The sequence below is a fragment of the Nonomuraea sp. SYSU D8015 genome (assembly GCF_008065375.1).
Lineage (GTDB): Bacteria > Actinomycetota > Actinomycetes > Streptosporangiales > Streptosporangiaceae > Nonomuraea.
Genome location: NZ_VJYI01000029.1, coordinates 65,574 through 88,544 on the forward strand (window position 1 = coordinate 65,574; position 22,971 = coordinate 88,544).

Consider the following 22,971-nt stretch of genomic DNA (forward strand, 5'->3'; position numbering starts at 1 on the left):
TCACCTGTCCTCCAAGACGTGCCCGCGCCGCAGGCGCCGTGCCAGCCCGGCGACGATCGCGAACAGCACCCCGGCCACCAGCGCCAGCATCGCGGCCGTGGCCGCCCACGGGATGTCGAGCAGCACGCCCGGCGTGACCGCCGCCGCCTGCCCGGTGAGCACGATGTGCGGCACCACCAGCCTCCCGACGGCCACGGCGAGCCCGGTGCCGGCCGCCAGCGACAGCCCGATGACGAACGCCTGCTCCGTCGCCAGCAGCCCGAACATCTGCCGGGAGCTGGTCCCGAGCGCCCGCAGGACGGCGAACTCGGCCCTCCGCTCCCGCGCCGCGACCGCCGCGTTCACCAGGAACCCGAGCAGCGCGAACCCCAGCGCCGCGGCGAACCCCAGCATCAGCGCCCCCTGCAGACCGCCGGCGAGCGGGTCGTCCCGCAGCGCGGCCTCCAGCTCGCGCCGGTCGACCGCGGTCACGTCCCATTCGGGGCTCTTGCGCAGCGCCGCCCGCGCCGGCGCCGTGTCGGCGGCGGCGAGCCACCATTCGGTGACGGGTCTGGGCGGCTGCCCCGCGGCCAGTTCGTGGCCCTGTAGCGTCCCCAGATCGGCGAGCACGGCGTTCTGCCCGCCCGCGGCGGTCGGCATGCTGTCGACGACGCCCACCACCGTGACCGGCAGGACCCGCCCGCCGACGTTGATCCGCCCGGCCTGGCCGGCACTCAGCTTGAGCGCGGCGGCCAGGTCGGCGGTGAGCACCACGGGCAGCGGCCCCAGATTCCGCAGCGGCCCGAACGCGATCACGTCGGGCACCTCACGGGAGATCCGGGGCATCGCCACGTCGCGGCCGTCCGCGCCGAGCCCGGTCAAGGTCAGCCCGACCGGCGCGCCGCTGACGAGGCCGCGCAGCGACAACGGGTAGGTGATCTCGCCGGACCGCCCCGCGAGCGACCGCAGATCGAGCTCGATCCGGTTGTCGCCCTCGCGCAGCAGGCCGAGCGGCAGATCCCGCCACACGCCCAGCGCGTCGGACAGCACCAGCCGCGCCGGCACGTCGGCGCCCGCCTCGAGCCGCACGACGAGCGTGCGAGGCCGTCCGGGCAGCTCCAGCCCGGCGACCTGACCTCCGACGAGGGCCCGGGAGATCTGCGGGACCGTCTGCGCCGAGAGGTCGGGACGCAGGTGGAACAGCTCACCGAGCGCGGCCGCGTCGAGCCCGAGCAGCACCGCGCTCTCGCCGCTCACCTCGGTCTGCCCGCGGAAGGCCGGAGAGGCCGCGGTGACGCCGGGCAGCGCGCTGAAGGCCGTGCCGCGCCCCAGCGACCCCAGCTCGGGCGCGTCCGGCGGCCCCGACAGCCGCAGGTCGGCCCCGGCCTGGTGGCGGGCCTGGTCGAGCTGCGAGGCCCGCCAGGTGGCGGCCGTGGTCATGGACACGATGCCGATCGCGATCGCCATGGTCAGCAGCAACGCGGGACCGGCGTACGTGAGCGGCCGCCTGCTGACCTGCCACGCCCCCAGCGCGGGGGCGAGCGTGGGCCTGCGGGAGGTCAGCAGCACGGTCGCCCGCGACACGCGCGGCACCAGCCGCAGTCCCAGCATGCCGCCCGCGAGCAGCGCCAGCGCGGGTCCGGAGACGATGAGCGGGTCGATGCCGAGCCCTCCCGCCGCAGTCACGGTGACCGGCGCGCCGTAGCGACGCAGCTGCCAGATCGCCAGCGCGGCCACCGCGAGCAGCGCCAGGTCCGCGCCCGCCCCCTCGATCAGCCCGCGCACCCCGCGGCCGCGCGCCGACTGCTCCTCCACGTACGTGCGCCGCGCGCCCGCCAACGCCGGCAGCACCAGCAGCACGGCCGAGGCCAGGGCCACCCCGAACGACACGAGGAACGTGCCGAGATCGGCCGACGGCGCCAGGCGCACCCCAGAGGCCCTGATCCAGGGCAGCTGGTTGACCAGCGCCAGCAGCGGCGGCCCGAGGAGCGGCGCGACGACCGCGCACGGCAGCGCCACCAGCAGCGCCTCGGCCCCGGCCAGCCCCGCCAGGCGGACCGTGCCGGCGCCGCGCGAGCGCAGCAGCGCCACCTCCATGCGGCGGTGGTCGGCGAGCAGCCGGGCGGTGAGCATCAGCGCGTACGCGGCCAGCAACAGCAGCTGCAGCACCGGGATCAGCATGGTGGAGCGGGCCACCAGGGACGCGGTGTCGAGCTGGGTGAGGATCTCGGGCAGGCGGCTGGCGGCCACACAGCTCACGCAGCCCGCCGCCGTCAGCCGCTCGCCGACCCCGCCGACCGCGCCCGCCAGTGGGCGCAGCCGCTCGGGCGTCAGCCTGCTCAGGTCGGGCTCGGCCGTCCAGGTGGCTCTGACGTTGGTGGCGAAGCGCGCCATGAACGTCTCCCGCGCCACCATCAGCGGCCCGTACGTGGCGAACTCGCCACGCTCGACGCCCCTGCTCAGCAACGGCTCCCCCGCCCAGCGCTCGCCGGCGGGGTCGTCGAGCTGGAAGACGCCGACGACGCGGACCGTGACCGGGCGCGGGTCGAGCCGGCCCTTCGTGGTGAACTCCCCGCCGACCTCGAACCCGGTGGCCGAGGCCGCCTCCAGCGAGATCGCCGCCTCGACCGGCGATCCGCCGGTCCGCGGCCAGCTGCCCGAGACGAGCTTGGCGTGCCGGTCGAGCCCGTCGTGGCTGCCGAACCTGAGCAGCTCCGGCATTTCCTTGCCGTCCTGCCCCGGCATGACGTACGAGTCTGAGCGGAGGCTGGTGGCGACGGCAGGAGGGGCGGAGTAGGCCCTGGTGAGCTCGTCGCGCACCGCCCGGTCGTACCTGACGAAGGTCTCGGCGGTGACCTGGGCGGTGACGGTCGCGGCCTTCTGGCGGTAGGAGGCCGTCTCCATCGTCCGGCGGACGCCGGCGTCGGTGATGGAGGAGGCGTACATGGCCAGCGCGACCAGCGTGGTGGTGGCCAGCAGGATCGACCCGAACGCGGCCAGGAGGAGCATCGGCTCGCTGAACGCCCGTTTGACGACCAACGGCGCCCGCATCCGTCCCCCTTCGCCACAGGCCGTTTAGTGCACCATCAGCGAGCGGCCGGACGGTGGGCAAGGTGATCTCGGCAACGGTGACGCACCCGATACGCCCATGTGATATCGAAATCGTGACAAAACGCGGAGACAACAAAAACGCCGCACCCCTAGGGATGCGGCGTCGGTGCTGCGAGTCCTACTTGGCGGCCAGAGCCGCGACCTGCTTGGCGATCGAGGACTTGCGGTTGGCGGCCTGGTTCTTGTGGATGACGCCCTTGCTGACGGCCTTGTCCAGCTGGCGGGCGGCGGCGCGCTGCAGCGCCTGGGCCTGCTCGACGTCGCCCTGCTCGGCGGCCTCGCGGAACTTGCGGACGGCCGTCTTCAGAGAGGACTTGACCGCCTTGTTGCGCAGACGAGCCTTCTCGTTCTGCTTGTTGCGCTTGATCTGGGACTTGATGTTCGCCACGAAGAAGCCTCGGTGAAAGTCTGGTGATGGATGGGGCGCGCGGGCTAGAGAGAGGGCGCGCCACACGCAGTTGAACAGGTTACCAATAACCCAGGTGGCTGCTCAAATCAACGGCCTGGGCAAAGGGTCTGTTCTTCGTCAGTGTACGGTCATCCATCGGGTCATGTACTCCCGCCAGTCCTCTTCGGTGGCGGCGAAGTCGACGTACAGCGCCAGGCCGAAGCGTTCTCTGCGGCCGTGCTCGGTCAGGGCCAGCCGGGCGCCTTCCGCCGCCATCGCCACGCTCTCGGCCGCGTCGAGCCAGGGCAGGCCGTGGTCGTGGTAGGCGGGGGCGCCGATGAACAGGTGCTTCTCCTCGGGGACCATGCCCAGGGCGAGCTCGGCCTGCCTGGCCGCGTAGCCGCCGTAGAGCGACTGAGCCGGGGTGCCCGAGTCGTACGTCATGATGGCGACCTGGTCGACGCGGCTCACGACCTGCTCGAAATAGCCCCCGGACCAGTATTTGTCGTGGCCCAGGATCGCCCTCGCGGCCAGGCGCATGCCCGCGTACGGCTCGATCTGGGGAACGGACGTGGACAGGAGTTTCGTGTGCTGCCTGGTCCGCTCCAGCAGGTCCAGGAACTCCGTGTCGCCGTCGCCGATGGGCTCGAAGTTGTAGTGGATGCCGTCGTAGCCCTGCTTCATGATCGCGGCGATGCCGGCCAGGACGTTGTCGCGGGCCTCAGGGTCGTCGAGGTCGAGACCGTTCTTGACGGCCTGGCCGAGCCAGGCGGAGACGCGGACGGTGGGCAGGTTCTTATGCATCCATTTCACGAAATTTCCGGCGTTGGGGTATTTGGCGGGGTCTAATCGGCCGTCCCACTCGAAGGGGCCGGAGTGGACGTACACGTCCTTGACCCCTGTGGCGCGCAGCCGTACGGCGAGCCGCTCGACGTCGCGCTCCGTGCGGCGGCCGTCCACCCACATGTGTCCCAGCCAGAGGGCGTCGTTGCCGGTGCTCTTCGCCCAGGCCGCCGGGGCACCGGTAAACTGAAGGCGGAGCGCGGCGGCGAGGAGGCCGACCAGCGCGACCACGACGGCCAAGGCAAGCGCGACCAGGCGCAGGCCGCGGCGGATGACGGTTCGGGCAATCACCCGGGCATGTCACCATGAAAGACGCTTGACCTCAACCCTGTCGAAACGGACTTCGGTGCGCACTCAGCCTGGCCAGACCGACCCCGCGTTGATCCGCAACTTCTGCATCATCGCGCACATCGACCATGGCAAGTCGACCCTTGCCGACCGGATGCTGCAGATCACCGGCGTGGTCGACGACCGCTCCATGCGCGCTCAATATCTCGACAGGATGGACATCGAGCGCGAGCGCGGCATCACGATCAAGTCGCAGGCCGTGCGGCTGCCATGGGACGGCCACGTGCTCAACATGATCGACACGCCGGGGCACGTCGACTTCACCTACGAGGTGTCGCGATCGCTGCAGGCGTGCGAGGGCGCCATCCTGCTGGTCGACGCGGCCCAGGGCATCGAGGCGCAGACGCTGGCCAACCTCTACCTGGCCATGAACGCCGACCTCCACATCATCCCGGTCCTCAACAAGATCGACCTGCCCGCGGCGCAGCCGGAGAAGTTCGCCGAGGAGCTCGCCGGGCTGATCGGCTGCGACCCGTCCGACGTGCTCAAGGTCTCCGGCAAGACCGGAGAGGGCGTGCGCGAGCTGCTCGACCACGTGGTCCAGACGGTCCCCGCGCCGGTCGGCAACGCGGACACGGCCGCCCGGGCGCTGATCTTCGACTCGGTCTACGACACCTACCGCGGCGTGGTGACGTACGTCCGGGTCATCGACGGGCACCTCGGCAAGCGCGAGCGCATCCTGATGATGTCCACCATGGCCACCCACGAGACGCTGGAGATCGGCGTCATCTCGCCCGAGCCCAAGGTCTCCGACCGGGGCCTCGGCGTGGGCGAGGTGGGCTACCTCATCACCGGCGTCAAGGACGTGCGCCAGTCGCGGGTCGGTGACACCGTCACCTCGGCGGCCAAGCCGGCCGGCGAGATGCTGGCGGGCTACGAGCATCCGAAGCCGATGGTGTTCTCCGGGCTCTATCCGATCGACGGCGACGAATACCCCGAGCTGCGCGAGGCGCTCGACAAGCTCCAGCTCAACGACGCCGCGCTCGTCTACGAGCCGGAGACCTCGGCCGCGCTCGGGTTCGGCTTCCGCGTCGGCTTCCTGGGGCTGCTCCACATGGAGATCGTGCGCGAGCGGCTGGAGCGGGAGTTCGGCCTGTCGCTGATCTCGACCGCGCCCAACGTCGTCTACCGCGTGGTCATGGAGGACGGCAAGGAGCTCACGGTCACCAACCCGTCGGAGTTCCCGACGGGCGGCAAGATCGCGCAGGTCTTCGAGCCGGTCACCAAGTCCACGATCCTGGCCCCGGCCGAGTTCATCGGCGCGATCATGGAGATCTGCCAGGGGCGGCGCGGCCAGCTGCTCGGCATGGACTACCTGTCGGAAGACCGTGTCGAGATCCGCTACACGCTGCCGCTCGGTGAGATCATCTTCGACTTCTTCGACCAGCTCAAGTCGCGCACCCGGGGCTATGCCTCGCTCGACTACGAGCCGGCGGGCGAGCAGGAGGCCGACCTGGTCAAGGTCGACATCCTGCTGCAGGGCGAGCCCGTCGACGCGTTCAGCGCGATCGTCCACAAGGAGAAGGCATACTCCTACGGCGTCGACATGGCGAAGAAGCTGCGCGAGCTGATCCCGCGGCAGCAGTTCGAGGTGCCGATCCAGGCCGCGATCGGCGCCAGGGTCATCGCCCGCGAGAACATCCGCGCCATCCGCAAGGACGTCCTGGCCAAGTGCTACGGCGGTGACATCTCCCGTAAGCGCAAGCTGCTGGAGAAGCAGAAGGAAGGCAAGAAGCGGATGAAGATGGTCGGCCGCGTCGAGGTGCCCCAGGAGGCCTTCGTCGCCGCGCTGTCCACCGACTCCAGCGCCGACAAGGCCAAGAAGTAGCGTTCAGAGCCCCAGCACGGCCGGCGTCCGCGCGAGCGAGCGCCAGCGCGCCTTGGGGTCGTCGAGCAGGCGGCGGGCACGGAGGTCCATCAGCCCGCCGACGCCGGTCATCTCGGCCGCGAGCTCGCCGTCCGCGCGCCTGAACTCCTGCCTGACCCGGAACGTCCGCCCCTCGCCCCACTCGAACACGCACGTCACGTCGACCTCGTCGCCGCCGCGCAGCTCCCGGTGGTAGCGGATCGTGTTCTCCAGGGTGACGGGGCCGATGCCGCCGCTCAGCAGGTCGTCGACGGAGATGCCCGCGGCCCGCAGGCATTCCCAGCGGGCGTGGTCGCCGTACTGGTGGTAGACGGCGTTGTTGACGTGGCCCTGCGCGTCGAGCTCGTAGCCGCGTACGGCGATGCGCACCGAGAACGTCATGATCGGTCCTCCAGCCAGGCGTGTGACTTGGCGGTGAGGTAGCGCAGGCCGTCGTCGCCGATCTCCACCCATTCGCCGCGCGCCCATCCGCCCGTGGTCTGCGGGGCGAACCCGTTCCTCTGGAACAGCTCGGACGCCTCCTTCTGGGTGAGCCCGCGCCGTCCCCACTCCCGGATGACGCGTGCCGTCCGCTCGTCCTCGCCGGCCTCCGCCTGCTCGCCGAGCGCGCCCGCCAGCTCCTCCAGCCCGCGCGCGAGGAGCCGCAGCGCCGCCTGGATCTTCGGTACGTCCATCTGCCGCTCCATCGCTCTATCGATTGGTAGCGATTGCCTATCGATCGTAACGGCTACGCTGAAGGCATGGAAGTGGTGCAAACGGCGCGAATGCTTCTATCTCGCGTCACGCCCGGCGACCTGGCGGCCGTGCACGAGCTTCACTCCGATCCGCGTACGAGCGTGTACAATCCCTCCGGCCCTTCCCCCGACCTGACGTCCAGCCGGGCCATGCTGGATCTGTGGCTGGCCGACTGGGCCGAGCGCGGGCTCGGCTACTGGGCGGTGCGGCTGCTGGGGGAGCAGGAGGTGATCGGCTTCGGCGGCCTGCGCCACGCCGTCGTCGACGGTGACCAGGTGCTGAACCTCTACTACCGGTTCCGGCCGTCCGCATGGGGGAACGGGTACGCGCTCGAGCTGGTCGAGACGGCGCTGCGGCTCGGCAAAGGGCTCGGGCCGATCGTCGCGGTGATCCGCGACGTCAACGCGCCGTCACGAAAGGTGGCGGAGCGGGCGGGCATGCGGAAAGACCGCACGATCCCGTACGGGGGAGTGCCGAGCGACGTGTACGTCGCCTGAAACGGCGCCTCAGCGGCCTGTGGAGGGCTCTCAGGGGCCTGTGGAGGGCTCTCAGCCGCCCGCGCGCCCTTTCGCCCGCCACACATAGCCGGCCGGCACCGCCAGGCCGGTCACGGCCTGGGCCGCCAGGAACGCCCCCATCTCGGCAGAGGGAGCGGTGAGCGCGATCGCGGCAGGCAGGCACCCGATCAGCGCCAGGTCCACGCCCGTGGCCGCCCAGAGCACCGGCCCGAGCGGGATCGCCCCGCCGGCCGTCTCGATGACGGGGAGCGAATGGTCGACCGGACTCCGCCTGACCATCCGAAGGGCACCCGCCGCAAGAGCAGGCGCGACCAACGGCCCGAACAGCCACCACGACTCGGAGCCCGCTCCGATCCCCGCCCCGGTTCCCGCCAGAGTCAGGCCGGCCAGCGCCATCGTCGTCCATGCGCCGCTCAGCAACGCGGGCAGCAGGGCGCGGGCCGCCAGTGCCGGGCGGCGGCCCACGCCGATCAGCCTGGCCAGGGCGGGGTTGTCGCCGTCGCGGCGGGCGCCCGACGTGCTCGCCGCCGCCACCGCCAGCCCGCCCACGAGCACGGCCGCCCCGAGGGCCGCCGGAGAGCCGCCTGCCTGGGCCAGCACGGCGGGAAGCGCGACGGCCGCGAACATGGTCGCCAGCCGCCCCGGCCTCCGGGCCAGGCGGCGCCAGTCCTGCCAGGCCAGAGCGAAGGGCGCGGGCAACGACGGCCACCGCCGGGAGGTGAGCTTCCTGGCCCGCCAGTGGTTGTCCTCGGCGATCCACGTGAACCCCCCGGGATCGACGCCGGCGGCCGCGCTCGCCACGTGTCCCGCCCGGGTCGAGGCCGTCACGAGGACGGGAGCGGGGATCTTGTCGAGGGATGCCCACGCCTGGCGTACCAGCAAGGCCGAGACCAGGGCGGCGCCGGAGGCGGCGGCCGCCACCGCGGGCAGGGGCGCGCTCGCGGCGATGGCCAGCACCGTGCGGAGTTGCCCGCTCACGGCCACCACCGCCAGCACCAGCAGCGCGGCCATCGCGGCGGTCAGCCACACCTGCCAGGACTGGGACGCCTGCCCGAGCACGGCCAGCGCCATCCCGCCCACGCTCGCCGAGACGCCCAGCACCAGCGCACCGAGCAGCCGCCACACGAGCCGGTCCGGCGCGCCGAGCACCGCCAGCATCCCCAGCCCGAGCACCGCCCCCGCCACGACGGCGACCAGGACGAGCGCCCGTCCGGTCCGTCCGAGCAGACGCCGCCGATCCAGCGGCGACAGCAGCAGCCAGGACGCGTCGGGGGCGGACAACATCACAGGCCCGGCGGCCCGGGCCGCCGCCAGGAAGCCGGTCAAAGCCATCGCGATCAGCGCCACCCCCGCGCCCATGCGCGCGGGATCGGCGGGCCCGGCCAGCCCCGCCAGCACGCCGGAGAGCGGGTCGCCGAGCACGGCGAGGAACATCGCGACGCAGAAGGCGGTCACGTAGCGGTCGACGGCGCTGGAGCGCGTACGGCTGCGCGAGCGCACGAAGGCCCGCACCGAACGCACGCTGATCTCGGACTCGGTCATCCCCTGGCCTCCGATCCCGACGCGCTGCCGGCGGCTCGCCCGTGCCCCCGCGGCAGTCGGCGGGTTCGGCCGGGGGTGTTCGCACCCTGCCGTGATCGACGCTCTGCCGATGACGCCCTCAGGCCTCGCCGGAGCCGATGGGCCGGGCTGCCTTCGACACGTCCAGGCGTCATCGGCGTGCCGTCCTTCGTGAGGATCCGTCCAGCGGGCTGCCGCAGCCCGATCTCGGAGGTCCCGGTCATGCGGCCACACCCGGCGAAGGCGCGATCCGGCGGGCGCGGGCGGCCAGGCCCGGGTCGTGGGTGGCCATGAGCACCGTGCCGCCCTCATCGGTGTACGCGTCGAGGAGGTCGGCCAGCCGGGCGCGGAAATCGGCGTCCAGGCCGCGCTCCGGCTCGTCGAGCAGCAGCAACGTGCTGGGCCTGAGCAGGGCGGCGGCCAGCGAGAGGCGCTGGCGCTGGCCGGTGGACAGGTTCAGCGGCGCCGCGTCCGCCCGCTCCGCCAGGGCGAACACGTCCAACGCCGCCTCGACCGTCATGCGAGCCTCGGGGTGCACGGCCGCCATCAACTCCAGGTGTTCGCGCGCGGTGAGCCCCGGATACCAAGCCGGCTCGTCGGCCAGGAACGCGACCCGGCGCCAGAAGGGGCCGTCGTCGGCCGGTGGCTCGCCGAACACCCGCACCTCGCCCGAGGCGGCGGGCTGGAGCCCGGCGAGGCAGCGCAGCAGCGTCGACTTGCCGGATCCATTGGGGCCGACCACGGCCACGGTCTCGCCGGCGCACACGGTCAGATTCATCCCCTGGAGCACGGGGTTGCCGCCGAGCTCGACCGTGAGGTCCTCAACGTTGATGATCAAGTCGTACACCGTTCGAGTGTAACGAGCCGGGCCCGCCCGGCGCGCGCGAGTCCCGTGCGTGCAAGGGATTCTGTCGGTGGCGTCGTCTACCTTCTCTTCCGAACACCTGTGCGACTGGAGGGTGACGTGATTGCTTCTGAGCGATTCGAGCGTGCCGCGGTGCTGGGGGTCGCTGTTGCCGAGGAGGCCAGGCGCCTGCTGAGGCGCCACCTGGACGCGGCCGGCGAGGAGGGGGATGACGGCACGGTGCTGGTCGACGTGCCCTATCCGGACGCCGCGGTCGTCACCGCACTGCTGGACGTGGCGGCCGAGTGTTTCGGCGAACGGGGTGACTCGGTCGAGGAGATCCGGCAGGCGGCGTTGGAGGCGTTGTTAGAGCTCGCCGGGTTCGACGATGAGTCCCAGCTCAATTCGGGCGAAGTGCGGGGCCGATAAAGGTGTCGCTGAGCGAAGTGGTGCTCGGCTACCGTCCAAATATGCGCATTCTCTCCGTAAACGTGGGCAAAACGGTCGTTGCTGAGTGGGCCGGGAAGATGGGGCGTACGGCGATCGACAAGCAGGCGGTCACGCATCGCGTGGAGGTGCACGCCAACGGGCTGGCCGGTGACGAGCGCGCCGACAAGGAAAACCACGGCGCTCCCGACCACGCCGTCTACTCCTACGCCCGCGAAGACTACGAGTGGTGGGAGGGCGAGCTCGGGGAGGGCCTGCGCAACGGCCGGTTCGGAGAAAACCTCACGACCTCCGGCGTCGACGTCAACGGGGCCATGATCGGCGAGCGGTGGCGGGTGGGCAGCGCCGTGCTGGAGGTCACCGGGCCCCGCACGCCGTGCGTGGTGTTCCGCAACTGGATGGACAGGCCGGGATGGGTGAAGCGGTTCACCGGTGCCGCGCGTCCGGGGGCCTACCTGCGGGTGGTCGAGCTGGGCGAGCTGGGCGCCGGCGACGAGGTGGAGATCGTCTCGCGGCCCGAGGCCGGCGTGACGGTGGCCGACTGGTTCCGGGCCCGCCACGGGGACAGGGACGCGCTGCGCCGGATCCTCGCCGTCCCCGGGCATGACCGCCGATGGGACGAGATGGCCGAGAAGGTGCTCGGCGTGGAGGCGGCCGGGTAGGGAGGGGGCTCTACCCGGCCGCCGGTTCTCATGCCTGTTCTCAGCGCAGGACCGAGTACAACGCCGACGTGAGGGAGGCGCGGGAGTCGTCCTGGTCGATCGACCACATCATCGACCCGCCCAGCCCTTTGAGCCGGATGTACGCCGCCTTCTGCACCATCACCGCCGGATCGTCGTACGACCAGAACTCGTTGCCGTCGTAGAGCCACAACGTCCCGGTGCGCAGGTCCCGGTAACGCTTGCCGGGCTTGCTCACCAGGTCCTTGTAGTCCTCGCTGCCCGGGGCCCACTTGCCGGGGGCGGGCCCGGTGGCGGGCTTGTAGAGGCCGTCGCCGCCCCCGGTGACGCCGGTCCAGCCCTGCCCGTACGCGGGCACCCCGACCACGATCTTGCGGGCGGGCGCCCCGCGCGACAAGTAGTCGCGGACGGTCTGGTCGACGCTGTACTTCACCGGGTTCGGGTCGCGCCGGTCGGTGAACAGGTTGCCGTTGTGCCCGGTCTGCAGCTCCCAGGAGCCGTGCAGGTCGTACCCCTGGACGGTGGCGAAGTCGAGCGCCTGGAACACCCGCCGCACCTCGAACCCGGCGTCGATCTTGGCGGCCGCGGCCGGCAGGAAGGCGGTGAGCTGCGCCGCCCCCGAGTACGCCTTGAGCTGCGCCCGCAGCTCCTCCACGAACAACGTGAAGTTCCGCTTGTCCTCCGGCCGGATGACGTTCCCCTCGGCCCCGGACGAGCCCGGCCACTCCCAGTCCAGGTCGATGCCGTCGAATACGCCGGCCCCCGCGCCCGGTTCGAGCCCCGGCAGGTTGCCGCGCAGCCAGAGGTCGATGCACGACCGCGCCAGGCCGGCCCGCGACTCGGCGGTGAGCACGGCGTCGGAGAAGTGCTTCGAGCCGGTCCAGCCGCCCAGCGAGATCAGCACCTTGAGCCCCGGGTGCTTGGCCTTGAGCTTGCGCAGCTGGTTGAGGTTGCCGTTCAGCGCCTGGCCGGGCGCGTCGGCCACGCCGTCCACGCTCTGCTCGGCCGGCACCGGCCGCTGCCAGTCCGCCCACGGGTCGGCCGAGTAGCAGGAGCCCTCGGCGTTGACGAACCCGAACGCGTAGTTGAGGTGGGTGAGCTTGGCCGCGGCGCCCGTGGCGTCCACGTCCTTGACGTGGTAGTCGCGGCCGTAGACGCCCCACTGGATGAAGTACGCGACCCGCTTGAATCCGGTGTGGGCCTCGGCCGGCACGGAGACCGCCGTGAAGCCGAGCAGGAGCGAGAGCGTGATCAGGATCTTTCTCTTCACGAGTGTCTCCGAGAAGCCTCAACTGATAGGAAACTTTCCTATCAGTTGAGGCGATCGTAGAGCCCTCACACCATGGCGTCAACGAGCCGGATGACCTCGTCCGGGTCGGACAGCACCGCCCAGTTGCCCGCCGGGTCGGAGAACAGCTCAACCATCAGGTCGGCGGCCTCCGCGCGGGTCGCCGCGGTCGCGAGCAACTCGATGATGTGGTCGGCCGGCGGCCGCAGGAACGCGTTGGTCCACTCGGTGACCGGCCCGGCCGCCTCGTCCCACATCCGCTGGGCGACGGCGCGCGCCCAGGCCACGTCGTACGGCCCGTCCGCCGCGATCGACTCGGCCGCGATCCAGGCGCAGGCCGAGCCCACGTTCGCGCCCTGCGCGGTCAGCGGGTCGTCGGTGATCCAGGCGTCGCCGATCGCCAGGGCGACACGCCCGCTCGGCAGCTTGGCCACCGCCTCGCGCACGGTCGGCGTGACCGCGCCCCGCAGCGCGTCCTCGGCCCCCGTCAGCCCGAACTCGGCCGGGTCGATCTGCTCGCGCAGGCGCGGCGCGTGCTCGGCCATCGTCGCGAGCAGCGCGGGCCCGACGCCTGCCGGGTCCATCCGGGCGAGATGTCGTAGCCGAGCGTCGTGCTCGGTCGCACGCCATGGAACACGCCCGCGAACAGCCTGCGCTGCGGCACGTCGTACGGCGAGCGCGCGGGATCGCGCGGGAACAGCTCCGCCACCGCGTGCCGCCCCGCCGCCACCACGATGAGCTCAGCGAATCAATGGCGGCACGGCCGGAGAGGCGCTAAAGTCGGAATCGATCGAACGGGTGTGCGATAACCAAACCGTCGAGTGAGATCAACATGGCACTACAGGCGGCCGGGCCGGTCGTCTCAGGGCGTGGAGACTTCGGGATTGTCCGGTCTGTGAAGCGCCAAGCACCAGGGCCGCGCAAGCGGTTCCGGAATTCTCGCCTCTTTAGGGCGAGGAGCAGGTCAATGTCAAGCGACCGGAGAACGTCGGCCGGCCGCGGAAAGCCGTTTCGATGGCGGGGCGGTCCCGCCATCCGGCCCGTCACCTGTAGTCGCGGTGGTCCTCGCCGCCGCATGCCTGCCTCTGGGTGTTCCTGATGGTGCGCAGGTTGTCCTTGCTCATCCAGCCGTGCGTCCCGGTGCCCTTGACGCGGACGTACACCCAGTGCCTGCCGTACTCGTTCCGCGTCCAGCAGTGGAAGTACAGGACCTGGCCCGCGTGGACCCTGGTGACGTTGCCGCACTTGGCGTACGGAGCGGTTTTGAGGTTGAACGAACCCCCCATGACGCCCCAGCCGGAGTCGACGTTGACCGGACGCGGCGCGCCGCACCCGGGCAGCGTGGCGGCTGACGCCGCGCCCGATCCGGTCAGCAGGGCAGCCCCCGTCGCGCCGGCGATCGCGAGCGCCCCGATCACCCTGGCCATGTGCCCCATTGTTGGTCCCCCTTCGCCCGATCCGATCGATGCCAGGGACGGTAGGGCGCACGCGTTGAGATTGTGTTGAGGATTTGTTGAGCCCGCCGGCCGGCCGTTGTCGCCTGCGGAGTGGCGGCTCCATACCTGCGGGCGCGGCAGACTGGAGTACGTGCCATCCACCCTGCCTGACGGCGATCCCGTGCCCACCTCGGGCGAGCTGCCCGAGAGCGCCCTCCGCGGCCTCGGCGAGCGTCCGTTCGGCTTCTACGTCCACGTGCCGTTCTGCGTGACCCGCTGCGGCTACTGCGACTTCAACACCTACACCGCCGCCGAGCTCGGCCCCGGCGCCTCCCATCGCGACTACGCCGACACGGTCGTCGAGGAGGTGCGCCTCGCGCGCCGCGTGCTCGGCGACGCCGAGCTGCCGGTGGAGACGGTGTTCTTCGGCGGCGGCACGCCCACCCTGCTCCCTCCGGAGGACCTGGCGAGGATCCTGGCGGCGATCGACTCCGAGTTCGGGCTGCGGCCGGGGGCCGAGGTCACCACGGAGGCCAACCCCGAGTCCGTGGACCCCTCCTACCTGGAGAAGCTCCGCCACGGCGGGTTCAACCGGATCAGCTTCGGCATGCAGAGCGCCCGCGAGCACGTGCTCCAGGTCCTCGACCGCAAGCACACGCCGGGGCGGCCCGCGGCGGCCGTGCGCGAGGCCAGGCAGGCCGGGTTCGAGCACGTCAACCTGGATCTGATCTACAGCACGCCGGGCGAGTCCGACGACGACTGGCGGGCCTCGCTGGCCGCGGCGATCGAGGCCGGGCCCGACCACGTGTCGGCGTACTCGCTGATCGTCGAGGAGGGCACCAGGCTGGCCGCCAGGATCAGGCGCGGCGAACTGCCGATGCCCGACGACGACGTGGCCGCCGACCGCTACCTGATCGCCGACCGGATGCTGGCCGAGGCGGGCCTCCGCTGGTACGAGGTGTCCAACTGGGCCGCCTCCGACCAGGCACGCTGCCGCCACAACCTGCTCTACTGGACCGGCGGCGACTGGTGGGCGGCCGGGCCCGGAGCACACAGCCACGTCGGCGGCACGCGCTGGTGGAACGTCAAGCATCCGGCCGCCTACGCGCAGCGGCTGGCCGCGCACTCCTCGCCCGCGCACGCCCGCGAGGTGCTCGGCGAGGACGACCGCGCCGCCGAGCGGCTGATGCTGGAGCTGCGGCTGGCCTCCGGCTACCCGCTGGCCGAGGTGGCGCCCGCGGCGCGCCCCGCCGTGGCGAGCGCGCTGGCGCGCGGCCTGCTGGAGCCCGAGCCGTTCAAGTCGGGGCGTATGGTCCTCACGCTGCGGGGGCGGCTGCTGGCCGACGCCCTCGTCAGGGATCTGCTGGTCTAGGTGCTCACGTGACCAGGCGGATGGCGAACGGGTAGCGGTAGTTCTGGCCCTGGTTCGCGGCCAGGGCGGCCTGGATGTGGAAGATCAGGGACAGGATCCAGATCACCGGGAACAGCAGGGCCCCGATGAAGACGATCATCAGGATGCCGGAGACGATGTAGCCGATGAACATCGTGATCTGGAAGTTCAGCGCCTCGGCCGCCTGGTCCCTGACATAGGGGGACTCGTCCTTCTTCATCAGGTAGATGATCAGTGGGCCGATCCAGGAGACGAGCAGGCCCAGCAGGTGCGACAGCATGGCCATCGTGGTGTCGTCGGTGCCCGGGCGGGGGCCGTACCTGCCGGGGATGTACGGCTCACCGGGGCCCGGCGTGTAGGCGTAGCCGGGCGGCGGCTGCTGCGCGGGACCGTAACCGGCCTGGGGACCGTAACCGCCCTGGGGGCCGTAACCGGGCTGCGGCCCGTAGCCGCCGGACTGCGGCTGACCGTAGGCGGGCGGCTGCTGACCATAGCTCGGCGGCTGCTGCCCGTAGCCGTAGTCCGGCTGGGAGCCGGGTTGCTGTCCGTAGCCATAACCGGGCTGCGACCCGGGCTGCTGGCCGTAACTGGGCTGCTGACCGTAACCAGGCTGCGATCCGGGCTGCTGGCCGTAGCCGTAGCCGGGGCCGGGCTGCTGATGGGGGCCGGAGCCCTGGGCCGGTGGGATGTCCGACGGGGGGACGTACCGCGTCGCGTCGTCGTCTGGCTGCGGCGGGTTCTGGCTCATGATGCCTCCGTAACGAAGTCGATCAGTTCCTCGACCCGGCCGAGCAGCTCCGGCTCCAGGTCTGTGTAGCTCGAGACGGCGCCGAGAATGCGCCGCCACGCTTCCGCGGGCTCCATGCGCCAGCCCAGGGCCGCGATCACGCCTTCCTTCCACGGCACCCCGCGCGGCACGTCCGGCCACGCCGGGATGCGCAGCACGGAGGGCTTGACCGCCTGCCAGATGTCGACGAACGGGTGTCCCACCACGAGCACGTCCGGCGAGGTGATCTCGGCGGCGATCCTGCTCTCCTTGGAGCCGGGCACGAGGTGGTCGACCAGCACACCCAGTCGTCGCCCCGGTTCGGGGCCGAACTCGGCGACGATGGCCGGCAGATCGTCCACGCCCTCCAGGTATTCGACCACGACGCCCTCGACCCGCAGGTCGTGTCCCCAGATCTTCTCCACGAGGGCGGCGTCGTGCACGCCCTCCACGTAGATCCGGCTCTCCCTGGCCACCCGCGCCCGCAACCCTTCGACGGCGATGGAGCCCGACGCGCTGCGCCGGGGTCCCGCCGGGGCTGCCGCGGGGCGTACCAGGGTCACAGGCTTACCCTCCAGCAGGAACGCGGCCGGCGCCAGGGGGAACAGTCGCCGCCTGCCGAACCGGTCTTCCAGCGTGACGGCCTCCTTGTCGCAGGCCACGACCGCCCCGCAGAAGCCGCTGTCGGCGTCCTCCACGACGAGGTCCGGCTCGGCGGGCACCTTCGGGATCTTGCCCTTGCCCGGCCGTCGCCAATTCCCCGCCAGCACATCGCCCTCGTACACACGGGGACCGTAGCAAATCACCCGCCGGCCGCGAGGCGCTTACGGGCGGAGCTGCGGCGCATCAGGATCACGATGGTGCCGACGATCGCGACGAGGAGCCCGGCCCCTGGGATCAGCAACAACGCGGCCGTCCCGCCCACGAGCCCGCCCGCGGCGGACGACAGGGGCTTGCCCACGCCGTACCGGACGGTGGCCGTCTCCTGGTTGGTGCAGGTCAGCTGGTAGTCGCCCTTGACGGGCGCGTTGATCACGAGGATCTGCTCCCACACCACGCCGCTGACCGTGACCGTCTGGGAGCCGGAGGTCTTGGCGAGCTTGGCCTGGCCGGTGCCGCCGGAGATCGCGCACTCGTAGTTGACCGGTGTGTCGGTGGCGACGTAGACGGCCGGCTTGTCCGCCGGGTCGACGGTCACCGTGAGGCTCTCGCCCGACGCGAATGTCTTGCTCGGCGCCAGATCGGACACGCTGCCGACCACTCCGCCGACGAAGATGACCACACCGGCGATCCCGCACACCACGGCCACGCCCCAGACGAGCGCGATCCACCACAGGCTCGGTTTTATGGCTTTGGAATCGATCCTGGGTGGGAACTGGCCTTGTTGGCCGTATTGTCCGTACTGAGGCGGCGGGCCATACGGCTGCTGCGGCGCACCGTACGGCGGCGCACCATAGCCAGGCTGCGATCCGGGCTGCTGGCCGTAGCCGTACCCGGGCTGAGAACCGGGTTGCGGGCCGTAGCCGGGCTGGGACCCGGGCTGGGGTCCGTAGCCGGGCTGGGAGCCTGGTTGCGGGCCGTAGCCGGGCTGAGGAGGTTGTGGATGGCCGTGGTAGGGGCCCTGCCCAGGTGGCGGGCCGTACGACGGGGGCTGTGGAACGTCCGACATGTCCGCAAGTGTGAAGCCTGTCGCTTGTAAGTGGCTAGCAAGAGGATGGGAGTCGGTGTTATCGCACCTTGTGGGCGAGAGCCGTACACTTGGCACTCGGGAACACAGAGTGCTAGACATCGCGTTTCCCATAGGGCAGAGGCAGGAGGTGAGCACGTGCTCGACGATCGGAAACTGGCGGTGCTCCGCGCCATTGTCGAAGACTACGTGTCCACCAACGAACCGGTGGGCTCCAAGGCGCTGGCCGAGCGCCACAACCTCAAGGTCTCCCCAGCGACGATCAGGAACGACATGGCCGCGCTCGAGGAGGAGGGCTACATCACCCAGCCCCACACCAGCGCGGGCCGCGTGCCGACGGACAAGGGATATCGCCTGTTCGTCGACAGGCTTTCCCAGGTCAAGCCGCTGTCGGGAGCCGAGCGCAGAGCGATCGAGACGTTCCTGGCCGGGGCGGTCGACCTCGACGACGTGGTCACCCGCACGGTCCGGCTGCTCGCGCAGCTGACCAGGCAGGTGGCGGTCGTGCAATACCCCACGCTCACGCGTTCGACCGTCAGGCACGTCGAGCTGGTGCCGCTGAACGACCGGCGGGTCATGCTCGTGCTGATCACCAACACCGGCCGCGTCGAGCAGCGCGTGATCGAGCTGCCCGAGGTGGTCGACGAGACCCGCATCGCCCATCTGCGCGCGGTGCTCAACGCCTGCCTCGACGGCTGCGGGCTGAGCAACGTGCCCGAGCTGGTCGCCGACCTGCCGGAGCGCCTGCCCGTCGAAGACCGGCCCGCCGTGGCGACGATCCTCTCGGTGCTGCTCGAGACGCTGGTCGAGCGGCACGACGAGAAGATCGTGTTCGCCGGGGCGGCCAACCTCGCCGGCGCCGACTTCTCCACCGGCCTGCGCGACGTGCTGGAGGCGCTGGAGGAGCAGGTCGTGCTCATGCGGCTGCTCGGCGAGACCACCTCCGACACCCCGTCCGCGCTCACCGTGCGAATCGGCTCGGAAAACCCCTACTTGCGCGGCACATCCGTCGTCGCGACCGGATACGGTTCTGGCGACAACCAACTGGCCAGGCTCGGTGTGCTGGGGCCCACCAGGATGGACTATCCCGTGACGATGGGCGCCGTTCGCGCGGTGGCCCGCTACGTCAGCCAGATCCTGGCTGCATCATAAGAGGTCGATAAGTGGCAAACAGCGACTACTACGCCACCCTCGGGGTGCGGCGTGACGCCAGTCAGGACGAGATCAAGAAGGCGTACCGCCGCCTCGCCCGCGAGCTGCACCCCGACGTGAATCCCGATCCTGAGACCCAGGAGCGGTTCAAAGAGATCACGCAGGCCTACGAGGTGCTGTCCGACCCGAACAAGCGCCAGATGTACGACCTGGGCGGCGACCCCTTCGGCGGCGCGGCGGCAGGCGCGGGCGCCGGAGGCTTCGGAGCTGGCTTCCCGTTCAGCGACATCATGGACGCCTTCTTCGGCACGGCCGCAGGCGCCCGTGGGCCGCGCTCGCGCGCCCGGCGGGGCCGCAACGCCACCATCCGGGTCGAGCTCGACCTGCGCGAGACGGCGTTCGGCACCACCCGCGAGCTGGTCGTCGACACGGCCGTGCTCTGCGACGTCTGCCACGGCGCAGGCGCCGCGCCCGGCACGCACCCCGACACGTGCGACATGTGCAACGGGCGCGGCGAGATCTCCCAGGTCACCCGCTCCTTCCTGGGCCAGGTCATGACCTCGCGGCCGTGCCCGCAGTGCGGCGGGTTCGGCACCATCATCCGCCACCCCTGCCAGGAGTGCTCCGGCGACGGCCGCGTGCGGACCCGCCGTACGATCAAGGTCCGCATCCCCGCGGGCGTCGAGGACGGCACCCACATCCAGCTCGCCGGCGAGGGCGAGGTCGGCCCCGGCGGCGGTCCGCCCGGCGACCTGTTCCTGGAGATCGTCGAGCGGCCCCACGAGATCTTCGAACGGCGCGGTGACGACCTCCACTGCACCGTCCAGATCCCGATGACGGCCGCCGCGCTCGGCACCGTGCTCGCCGTGGAGACCCTCGACGGGTCCGAGGAGGTGGACGTCCGCCCCGGCACGCAGTCCGGCCAGGTCATCACCATGTACGGGCGCGGCGTGCAGCGGCTCAACGAGTCGGGCAGGGGCGACCTGCTCATCCACGTCAACGTCGAGACCCCGAGCCGCCTCGACGCCGCCCAGGAAGAGCTGCTGAAGGAGCTGGCCAAGCTGCGCGGCGAGGAGCGCCCGCCCGGCAAGTTCGCGCCGGGGCAGCAGGGCTTCTTCTCGCGCCTGCGCGACGCCTTCAACGGCCGGTGACCGCGCCCGTCTTCCTCTCGGAGGAGCTCGACGGCCCTGAGCTGACGCTCACCGGCCCGGAGGGGCGGCACGCGGCCTCCGTACGCCGCCTGCGGGCCGGTGAGCGGGTCGACCTGACCGACGGCGCCGGCCGGGTAGCCGAATGCGTCGTGCGCGAGGTGCTCAAGGACGCGCTCAGGCTCGACGTGCTCGGCCGCTACGTGGTCGAGGCGGCCCAGCCGCGGCTCGTCGTCGTCCAGGGGCTGCCCAAGGGCGACCGGGGCGAGCTGGCGGTCGAAATGATGACCGAGGCGGGCGTCGACGTGATCGTGCCTTGGGCGGCCGGGCGCAGCATCACACAGTGGAAGGGCGACAAGGTCGCCAAAGGGCTGCACAAGTGGCGCTCGACGGCCCGCGAGGCGGGCAAGCAGGCCCGCAGGTTCCACCTGCCGGAGGTGACCGAGCCCGCCTCCACGGCCCGCGTGGAGTCGCTGCTCGCCGGAGCGGCGCTGGGGCTGGTGCTGCACGAGGAGTCGGCCGAGCCGCTCTCCGGCGTGGCGCTGCCCCCGAAGGGCGACATCGTGGTGGTCGTGGGGCCCGAAGGCGGCGTCTCGGAGGAGGAGCTGGACAGGTTCACGGCGGCCGGGGCCGTGCCCGTGCTGCTGGGGACCACCGTCCTGCGGACGTCCACGGCGGGGGTGGCTGCGGCGGCCGTGCTGTTCACGCGTACGGGCCGCTGGTGACGCTCCAGGCCGTGCTGTTCACGCGTACGGGCCGCTGGGTGACGCTCCAGGACGCTCTGCTCGCGCCCTCGGGCCGCTGGTGACGCTCTAGGGCGTGCTGGGGGACGACTCCACCAGCGGGCTCGCCAGCTCGCTGGGGCTCACCGTCGTGTCGTCGGGCGGGCACTCTTCGAGGGGGCACGCCGAGTGCGACGTGGTCGGCTCCGCGTCGGTCGGCGTCGGCGTGGGGGAGGCCGACGGGCAGTCCTCGGCCGCCTCGGTCTGCTCGGCGGACGTCGGGCACGGGGTGGTCTCGGTGGTCGGGGTCGGCGACGGCCTGCTGGTCGAGTTCGCCGTCCTGGTCGGCCGCGGGGTCGGGGGCTTGGACGGCGTGGGGACCAGGACCACGTTCGGCTCGGGGGCGGAGGTGGACGGCGGTGGCGGCTGCTGTGAGCGGGTGGTGGAGGAGTTGGACGGGACCTTGGACGTGGTCTGGTTCTCGACCGGCTGGAAGGTCTGCTGTTCGATGATCTGCGAGCGCAGCCCGGGGACGGCCATCACGATCGCCCCCGCCACGAGGACGGCACTGGCGGCGGCCGCACCCGCGCGCCACCAGAACAGATTGCGGACGCCGCGCCGCTCGATCCGGGCGCGGATGATCTCCAGTCCGTCCGGCGAGGGCACGACCGCGTCCGCCTCCGCGCGGAGCGCACGGCGCAGGAGGTCGCCGTACTCGTCGGGGGGCTGGGTCATGACATTTTCTCCAGGACGGATCGCAAGGCGGCCATGCCACGTGCGGTGTGGCTCTTGACCGCGCCCTTGCTGATGCCCATGGCGTGGGCTATCTCAGCTTCGGACAGATCACCGTAATACCGCAGAACTAGTGCTTCTCGCTGTCGGGTTGGAAGGGCCCGTAACGCCTCGATGACGGCGGAGCGTTCCAACTCGCCGATTGCGCCGTTCTCGGCGCTCGGAGCGTCTGGCAGGCCCTTGGGAGCGTACTTCTCGACGACCGCGCGGTGACGCAGCACGGAACGGGACCGGTTGACGACGGATTGACGGAGGTAGGCGAGTGCTTTGTCGGGGTCGCGAAGCCTGCGCCAGGCGCCGTGGATGGCGACGAACGCATCTTGCACGACCTCCTCAGCGGTTGCTATGTCTCGCACGAGCAACACGGCGAGACGCACCAATGACCGGAAGTGCGCGCTGTATAGCGCGGTAACGGCCATGTCGGCATCCCACCCGACTGGCACCGCCCCCATCGACCTGTCGGCCAGGAGGGTTTCGGTGGTCACATCTGTGGGACGCGCGGCCTTCCCAGAGGGTTTACGCTCTTCCGGTTCTGGAGGGTTCCCCGGTTCGTTAGGGTGCATTACGCCAGTCGTGTCCTCGCCAGGTGGCGCTCGCCCGACCCTGAATCGTCTTTTTTGTTGAAGTGTCGCACACACACCCTAACCGCGCGGATCTTCCCACGCACGACACTGGTGATTACCGATTCGCAACGGACTCGCTAACAGGTGGCGTCTCGATAGGGTGCTGACGTGAACGACTGCCTCTTCTGCAAAATCGTTACCAAGGAGTTTCCCGCCGAGATCATCTACGAAACCGGCAGGACACTGGCGTTCCGCGACATCAAGCCGCAGGCCCCCACCCACGTGCTGGTGATTCCGAAGGAGCACCACGCCGACGCGGCGGCGCTGGCGGAGGCCGATGAGGGGCTCGCCGACGACGTCCTCAAGTCCGCCCACGCGGTGGCCGTGCAGGAGGGCGTGGCCGGCGACGGTTACCGCATCGTCTTCAACACCGGGCCCGGCGCCGGCCAGACCGTCTTCCACGTGCATGCCCACGTGCTGGGCGGGCGTGCGCTGACGTGGCCGCCCGGCTAGGCCCGTTTCCGCACCTCTCCATGACTCCGCTCCGCTCTTCCGGCACCCGCCGGCTCCGGCGGAGGTCTTCTTGGAGAAGAAGGCCGGAGGACGCGGTGCGCCGGGACCGCTCGTCGTACCGGCCTGCGACGAAGCAGCACGTGCGGTAGCGGGGCCAGGATCACCGGTGATATTGGCGAGAGTAATCCGCCCGG

At 71.1% G+C, this 22,971-nt stretch carries 25 protein-coding genes; 9 read left to right on the top strand and 16 right to left on the bottom strand.

Going from position 1 to position 22,971, the window contains the following annotated elements:
- The 3 genes from ID574_RS51685 to ID574_RS51695 all read right to left on the bottom strand — a co-directional run bounded on the left by ID574_RS51685 (position 1) and on the right by ID574_RS51695 (position 4,612).
- The gene (locus ID574_RS51685; RefSeq protein ID WP_188196458.1) at positions 1-3,030 is read right to left on the bottom strand and encodes an ABC transporter permease; all 3,030 of its coding nucleotides are present in this window, start codon (positions 3,028-3,030) and stop codon (positions 1-3) included.
- 178 nt (positions 3,031-3,208) lie between these two features.
- The gene (gene rpsT, locus ID574_RS51690) at positions 3,209-3,478 is read right to left on the bottom strand and encodes a 30S ribosomal protein S20 (RefSeq protein WP_188196459.1); all 270 of its coding nucleotides are present in this window, start codon (positions 3,476-3,478) and stop codon (positions 3,209-3,211) included.
- A gap of 138 nt (positions 3,479-3,616) precedes the next feature.
- Positions 3,617-4,612: a glycoside hydrolase family 18 protein gene (locus ID574_RS51695; protein WP_188196460.1), complete on the bottom strand. Its 996-nt coding sequence runs from the start codon at positions 4,610-4,612 to the stop codon at positions 3,617-3,619.
- Between the two features lie 55 nt (positions 4,613-4,667).
- On the opposite strand from ID574_RS51695, the gene lepA reads away from it, so the two are divergent.
- The gene (lepA, locus tag ID574_RS51700) at positions 4,668-6,497 is read left to right on the top strand and encodes a translation elongation factor 4 (RefSeq protein ID WP_223167964.1); all 1,830 of its coding nucleotides are present in this window, start codon (positions 4,668-4,670) and stop codon (positions 6,495-6,497) included.
- A 3-nt stretch (positions 6,498-6,500) separates the two neighbouring features.
- On the opposite strand, the gene ID574_RS51705 is transcribed toward lepA, so the two are convergent.
- Together ID574_RS51705 and ID574_RS51710 are read right to left on the bottom strand one after the other, a co-directional pair.
- Complete coding sequence (locus ID574_RS51705; RefSeq protein ID WP_188196462.1) at positions 6,501-6,917, bottom strand: acyl-CoA thioesterase; 417 nt, start codon at positions 6,915-6,917, stop codon at positions 6,501-6,503.
- Positions 6,914-7,210, bottom strand: a complete 297-nt coding sequence (locus ID574_RS51710) for a hypothetical protein (RefSeq protein ID WP_188196463.1) — start codon at positions 7,208-7,210, stop codon at positions 6,914-6,916. The genes ID574_RS51705 and ID574_RS51710 overlap by 4 nt, the downstream gene beginning before the upstream one ends.
- A gap of 66 nt (positions 7,211-7,276) precedes the next feature.
- On the opposite strand from ID574_RS51710, the gene ID574_RS51715 reads away from it, so the two are divergent.
- Positions 7,277-7,768, top strand: a complete 492-nt coding sequence (locus ID574_RS51715; RefSeq protein ID WP_223167965.1) for a GNAT family N-acetyltransferase — start codon at positions 7,277-7,279, stop codon at positions 7,766-7,768.
- 51 nt (positions 7,769-7,819) lie between these two features.
- Here ID574_RS51715 and ID574_RS51720 read toward each other — a convergent pair whose 3' ends face one another.
- On the bottom strand, positions 7,820-9,331 hold the full coding sequence (locus ID574_RS51720; RefSeq protein ID WP_188196464.1) for a DUF6297 family protein: 1,512 nt from the start codon (positions 9,329-9,331) through the stop codon (positions 7,820-7,822).
- A gap of 238 nt (positions 9,332-9,569) precedes the next feature.
- Positions 9,570-10,196 carry a heme ABC exporter ATP-binding protein CcmA gene (gene ccmA, locus ID574_RS51725; RefSeq protein WP_188196465.1) on the bottom strand — a complete coding sequence of 209 codons (627 nt, stop codon included), beginning with the start codon at positions 10,194-10,196 and terminating at the stop codon, positions 9,570-9,572.
- Positions 10,197-10,313: 117 nt separating this feature from the next.
- Between ccmA and ID574_RS51730 the strand changes: the two genes are divergently transcribed.
- Positions 10,314-10,622: a hypothetical protein gene (locus tag ID574_RS51730; protein WP_188196466.1), complete on the top strand. Its 309-nt coding sequence runs from the start codon at positions 10,314-10,316 to the stop codon at positions 10,620-10,622.
- Positions 10,623-10,663: 41 nt separating this feature from the next.
- A complete protein-coding gene (locus ID574_RS51735; RefSeq protein ID WP_188196467.1) occupies positions 10,664-11,302 on the top strand; it encodes an MOSC domain-containing protein in 639 nt (212 codons plus the stop codon).
- 40 nt (positions 11,303-11,342) lie between these two features.
- Here the strand turns inward: ID574_RS51735 and ID574_RS51740 are convergent, their stop codons facing one another.
- The 4 genes from ID574_RS51740 to ID574_RS51755 all read right to left on the bottom strand — a co-directional run bounded on the left by ID574_RS51740 (position 11,343) and on the right by ID574_RS51755 (position 14,035).
- On the bottom strand, positions 11,343-12,590 hold the full coding sequence (locus ID574_RS51740; RefSeq protein ID WP_188196468.1) for a glycoside hydrolase family 18 protein: 1,248 nt from the start codon (positions 12,588-12,590) through the stop codon (positions 11,343-11,345).
- A gap of 65 nt (positions 12,591-12,655) precedes the next feature.
- Positions 12,656-13,192 (bottom strand): hypothetical protein, encoded by a 537-nt coding sequence (locus tag ID574_RS51745; RefSeq protein WP_188196522.1) that lies wholly within the window; start codon positions 13,190-13,192, stop codon positions 12,656-12,658.
- On the bottom strand, positions 13,096-13,341 hold the full coding sequence (locus ID574_RS62555; protein ID WP_188196469.1) for a styrene monooxygenase/indole monooxygenase family protein: 246 nt from the start codon (positions 13,339-13,341) through the stop codon (positions 13,096-13,098). Before ID574_RS62555 ends, ID574_RS51745 begins: the two co-directional genes overlap by 97 nt.
- Positions 13,342-13,651: 310 nt before the next feature.
- Positions 13,652-14,035 (bottom strand): hypothetical protein, encoded by a 384-nt coding sequence (locus tag ID574_RS51755; RefSeq protein WP_188196470.1) that lies wholly within the window; start codon positions 14,033-14,035, stop codon positions 13,652-13,654.
- A gap of 160 nt (positions 14,036-14,195) precedes the next feature.
- Here ID574_RS51755 and hemW point away from each other — a divergent pair, with 160 nt between their 5' ends.
- Positions 14,196-15,416 (top strand): radical SAM family heme chaperone HemW, encoded by a 1,221-nt coding sequence (hemW, locus tag ID574_RS51760; RefSeq protein ID WP_188196471.1) that lies wholly within the window; start codon positions 14,196-14,198, stop codon positions 15,414-15,416.
- 4 nt (positions 15,417-15,420) lie between these two features.
- Here the strand turns inward: hemW and ID574_RS51765 are convergent, their stop codons facing one another.
- The 3 genes from ID574_RS51765 to ID574_RS61090 are packed head-to-tail and all read right to left on the bottom strand — an operon-like array spanning position 15,421 to position 17,869.
- The gene (locus ID574_RS51765) at positions 15,421-16,182 is read right to left on the bottom strand and encodes a DUF4870 domain-containing protein (RefSeq protein ID WP_188196472.1); all 762 of its coding nucleotides are present in this window, start codon (positions 16,180-16,182) and stop codon (positions 15,421-15,423) included.
- A complete protein-coding gene (locus ID574_RS51770; RefSeq protein ID WP_188196473.1) occupies positions 16,179-16,985 on the bottom strand; it encodes a DUF3097 domain-containing protein in 807 nt (268 codons plus the stop codon). Before ID574_RS51770 ends, ID574_RS51765 begins: the two co-directional genes overlap by 4 nt.
- Positions 16,986-17,002: 17 nt before the next feature.
- Complete coding sequence (locus ID574_RS61090) at positions 17,003-17,869, bottom strand: hypothetical protein (protein WP_223167966.1); 867 nt, start codon at positions 17,867-17,869, stop codon at positions 17,003-17,005.
- 156 nt (positions 17,870-18,025) lie between these two features.
- On the opposite strand from ID574_RS61090, the gene hrcA reads away from it, so the two are divergent.
- From hrcA to ID574_RS51790, 3 genes are read left to right on the top strand one after another with little or no spacing between them, the layout of a single operon-like run.
- Entirely contained in the window at positions 18,026-19,039 is a 1,014-nt protein-coding gene (gene hrcA, locus ID574_RS51780; RefSeq protein WP_188196474.1) for a heat-inducible transcriptional repressor HrcA, read from the top strand.
- 11 nt (positions 19,040-19,050) lie between these two features.
- A complete protein-coding gene (dnaJ, locus tag ID574_RS51785; protein ID WP_188196475.1) occupies positions 19,051-20,190 on the top strand; it encodes a molecular chaperone DnaJ in 1,140 nt (379 codons plus the stop codon).
- Complete coding sequence (locus tag ID574_RS51790) at positions 20,187-20,912, top strand: 16S rRNA (uracil(1498)-N(3))-methyltransferase (RefSeq protein ID WP_188196476.1); 726 nt, start codon at positions 20,187-20,189, stop codon at positions 20,910-20,912. Before dnaJ ends, ID574_RS51790 begins: the two co-directional genes overlap by 4 nt.
- A gap of 87 nt (positions 20,913-20,999) precedes the next feature.
- Here ID574_RS51790 and ID574_RS51795 read toward each other — a convergent pair whose 3' ends face one another.
- Both ID574_RS51795 and ID574_RS51800 read right to left on the bottom strand, forming a co-directional pair.
- Entirely contained in the window at positions 21,000-21,644 is a 645-nt protein-coding gene (locus tag ID574_RS51795; RefSeq protein WP_188196477.1) for a hypothetical protein, read from the bottom strand.
- On the bottom strand, positions 21,641-22,153 hold the full coding sequence (locus tag ID574_RS51800) for a SigE family RNA polymerase sigma factor (protein ID WP_080047132.1): 513 nt from the start codon (positions 22,151-22,153) through the stop codon (positions 21,641-21,643). The genes ID574_RS51795 and ID574_RS51800 overlap by 4 nt, the downstream gene beginning before the upstream one ends.
- Positions 22,154-22,432: 279 nt before the next feature.
- On the opposite strand from ID574_RS51800, the gene ID574_RS51805 reads away from it, so the two are divergent.
- Positions 22,433-22,777, top strand: coding sequence for a histidine triad nucleotide-binding protein (locus ID574_RS51805; RefSeq protein ID WP_188196478.1), 345 nt, complete (start codon positions 22,433-22,435; stop codon positions 22,775-22,777).
- Positions 22,778-22,971 lie beyond the last annotated feature (194 nt).